We start from the raw sequence: 2,726 nt of genomic DNA, 5'->3' as shown, positions 1-2,726 counted from the left end.
TCATCAATAATCAACACGTCACAGTTGAATTTTGAGCCTTTTTTAAGCATGTTTTGAATACTTCTGTCAGTTGAAATGACAAACTCAACATCTGAATCAAAATCCATCTTTTTAATGGCTTCTTTCCATCCTTCCAGAATCGAAAGACGGTTGTTTGTGATGATGATTTTTTTAGCGTTTTTCTCTTTTGCAATTGCTAGAGCACAGATAGTTTTTCCGCGACCTTAACCGCCCAAAGCTTCAAGAAAAATACCATTTGTTAATCTTGAACTTCGGGAAATAGCCTCCTTTTGCCATTTTCTTAAAATTAATTTTGTCAAACTTTATACCTCCATTTATAACCACCTGCGGTTCTAGTTCTTCCATTCAAACAATTACTGATAGAAACTCTACACATTTCTAATATTTGCGCTGCAACTGTCGCAGATTGGTATTCTTGCAAGAATTCTCCGTCTAAATTGAGTTGAAGAATAGGCTTACTCTTACTTTTTGAAGATCGTTTATTATGCCCTCCGTAATTATTATTTTCGGACACTGTTGCCCATTCTAAATTTTCTAATTTATTATTAGATGGATCTTCATCAATATGATTAACGGATTCTTTATTTTCTGGATTTGGAATAAACGTTTTTGCAACTAGCCTGTGTACTTTTTCAGTTTTTGATTTACCATTTTTAGAGAGATTTACAAGAAAATATCCATCTCTATCTCTACCTGGCTTCAAAATTCTTTCACTTGTCCAGAAGTAGGTTTTTCCATTCCAAACTTTTCTAGATAAACTTTTTATACGTCCTAAGTTTGAAACTTGATAACACCCCTCATAATCTTTAATATTTTTCCATATTTCCATGTACCACTCTCCCGATATCATCAATCACTTCCTTAATATCGTTTCTCAAAGCATAGAACAGTCCGAGTCTTGCTGCTGCACGTACATCCTGGTGATGGCTCTTTTCAAACTTCCACAATCCAAGTCGCTTCAATAATTCATTCGGAATATCCGTTTGATAACCTGCATTACGCTGCAAGATAGCGTCTGGGAAATGTAGTTGTATATAAGCGATGGTTTGTAATACTGAATTGTCTTTTGATTTGTCGTTGTCCCTAGCTTCGAATTTTTCGATTACAACAACATCACATTCAATATCTTCACCGACATCTTCCATCCATTTTCGAAATCCAGAAATGCCGTAGCTCACAACCCAATAATCAACTAATTTAGCATTGTCTAATAAAACAATTCCTGTTGTCGATGTATTCTTTTGATTGCTAGAAGGGTCAATTGCTAGAATTCTCATGCTATCTAATTCTCAACCCTTCCGTTTGTTTTAATTCAGCCCCTGGAACTTCAATTCCGTCCTTTAATGCTTTTTTTAATGTAGTATTATTTACTTTAGGTGGTTGTGGAATTAGATAATCTTCTGGAATAATTTTTTTATTAGTAATATTCACGCTTACCGGATTTTTCTGAATCGAGAACTTAAACACTCCTGATTTGAATTTAGTTTTCCCAGTCAGTTTCATGTTGTCTTCTAAATATGTCTTCAACCATTTCACTTTGTTTTCTGTAACTTGACGTTTCGTTTTTAAACGGTCCTCTTCTTCTTTGTAGGCTGACACGTCTGATTCAAGGTTTCGAATCAACTTTGCAATGTTTTCAGCTTTATTTTCGATGGCATCTTCGATACTATCTAACGTGTCTTTCATTACTTCAGGATCTAAATCCATATTCTGTACGTCTTGAAACGCTAAACTTAATTCATATAAATTCATTTATAAAACATTCCTTTCTGTGTTCCTTGTGGTTCGATGTGGAATGATTTCACGTTGGGGATATTTTGTACTATCGCCATCGCTGCATCCTCCACTGTTTTTCCATAATCCATGTATTGTTCAAAAATTAGCGGATTTACAAAGTCCGCATCAATATCTAAAATTACTTTTGACTCTGTTCTTTTAATGATTTCGATACGCTTTTTAATATCTCTTCAACCTCCTCGTAGGTTTTAACCCTTGTTTTTCTTATTTGAGGTTCGTATAGATATACCTCGTATGAATCATTTTTCATTCTGATTTGTCCGATGACTTTGTTAGCGTATAAAACGTTTTGCAGTTTTGAATCCAGTAGGTCATCGTTTAAATACACATCTTCCATCTACTCACCCGCAATCTTGAGTGAAGTGGTTAAATACGCTTCTTTCAAAAATTCGTCGATATCATCTTCACCAACGTAATCCCCTTCAATCTCGTAGTAGGCATCACCTACGTATATTTCTTCACCTTTCCAGTCATATCCCCACACTTTTGGCTCTGGAGGGTCAAGGTAATTTGCATGTAAAGTTTCAAACTTATTGCACATTGTGTTATAATCTCCTTAGATATTATTAGTTAGTCAGCGTTACCGCGCTGGCTTTTTTTGTTCCACGAATCCTGAAAATCAGGTTCTACATATTGCCCACTTCTAATTAGATTCACTTTTGATTCGTGTTGTTCAACCGCCTTTCCTACCAAGAGCACAATGCTCATCATTGCGATAATGATTCCAAAAGCTAAAATGTACCATCCTAGCATCCATCTCATGAATGGGATGAATTGTACCCTCGTTTTTCTTCTTCGTTCCGTTCTCATCGTTTTCTCCTTCCGTCCCATATCTTTTGTATTTCATCAATCATGCTCGCTTGATATTTGTATGGGCGTGTATCTGTTCTTCTTGCTGCAACCACCAC

At 35.7% G+C, this 2,726-nt stretch carries 5 protein-coding genes; all 5 read right to left on the bottom strand.

The genetic code is table 11. The features are described from left to right. Positions 1–316: 316 nt before the first annotated feature. Positions 317–850, bottom strand: coding sequence for an NUMOD4 domain-containing protein (locus ADH02_RS08405; protein ID WP_048784129.1), 534 nt, complete (start codon positions 848–850; stop codon positions 317–319). Beyond that, a complete protein-coding gene (locus ADH02_RS08400; RefSeq protein ID WP_048784127.1) occupies positions 828–1,298 on the bottom strand; it encodes a hypothetical protein in 471 nt (156 codons plus the stop codon). The genes ADH02_RS08405 and ADH02_RS08400 overlap by 23 nt, the downstream gene beginning before the upstream one ends. A gap of 1 nt (position 1,299) precedes the next feature. Continuing rightward, on the bottom strand, positions 1,300–1,773 hold the full coding sequence (locus ADH02_RS08395; RefSeq protein ID WP_048784125.1) for a siphovirus Gp157 family protein: 474 nt from the start codon (positions 1,771–1,773) through the stop codon (positions 1,300–1,302). A 382-nt stretch (positions 1,774–2,155) separates the two neighbouring features. Further along, complete coding sequence (locus ADH02_RS08385; protein ID WP_048784025.1) at positions 2,156–2,359, bottom strand: hypothetical protein; 204 nt, start codon at positions 2,357–2,359, stop codon at positions 2,156–2,158. 29 nt (positions 2,360–2,388) lie between these two features. Beyond that, on the bottom strand, positions 2,389–2,628 hold the full coding sequence (locus ADH02_RS08380; protein ID WP_048784026.1) for a hypothetical protein: 240 nt from the start codon (positions 2,626–2,628) through the stop codon (positions 2,389–2,391). Positions 2,629–2,726 lie beyond the last annotated feature (98 nt).

This window comes from Streptococcus sp. 263_SSPC, from assembly GCF_001071995.1.
Lineage (GTDB): Bacteria > Bacillota > Bacilli > Lactobacillales > Aerococcaceae > Granulicatella.
The sequence above is the reverse complement of the archived record's forward strand: the minus strand, read 5'-3'. Positions and strand labels throughout refer to the sequence as shown.

Excerpts from the sequence above, each read along its gene's own strand:
- ADH02_RS08400 (WP_048784127.1), bottom strand. The coding sequence starts at position 1,298 with ATGAGAATTCTAGCAATTGACCCTTCTAGCAATCAAAAGAATACATCG.
- ADH02_RS08405 (WP_048784129.1), bottom strand. The coding sequence starts at position 850 with ATGGAAATATGGAAAAATATTAAAGATTATGAGGGGTGTTATCAAGTT.
- ADH02_RS08385 (WP_048784025.1), bottom strand. The coding sequence starts at position 2,359 with ATGTGCAATAAGTTTGAAACTTTACATGCAAATTACCTTGACCCTCCA.
- ADH02_RS08380 (WP_048784026.1), bottom strand. The coding sequence starts at position 2,628 with ATGAGAACGGAACGAAGAAGAAAAACGAGGGTACAATTCATCCCATTC.
- ADH02_RS08395 (WP_048784125.1), bottom strand. The coding sequence starts at position 1,773 with ATGAATTTATATGAATTAAGTTTAGCGTTTCAAGACGTACAGAATATG.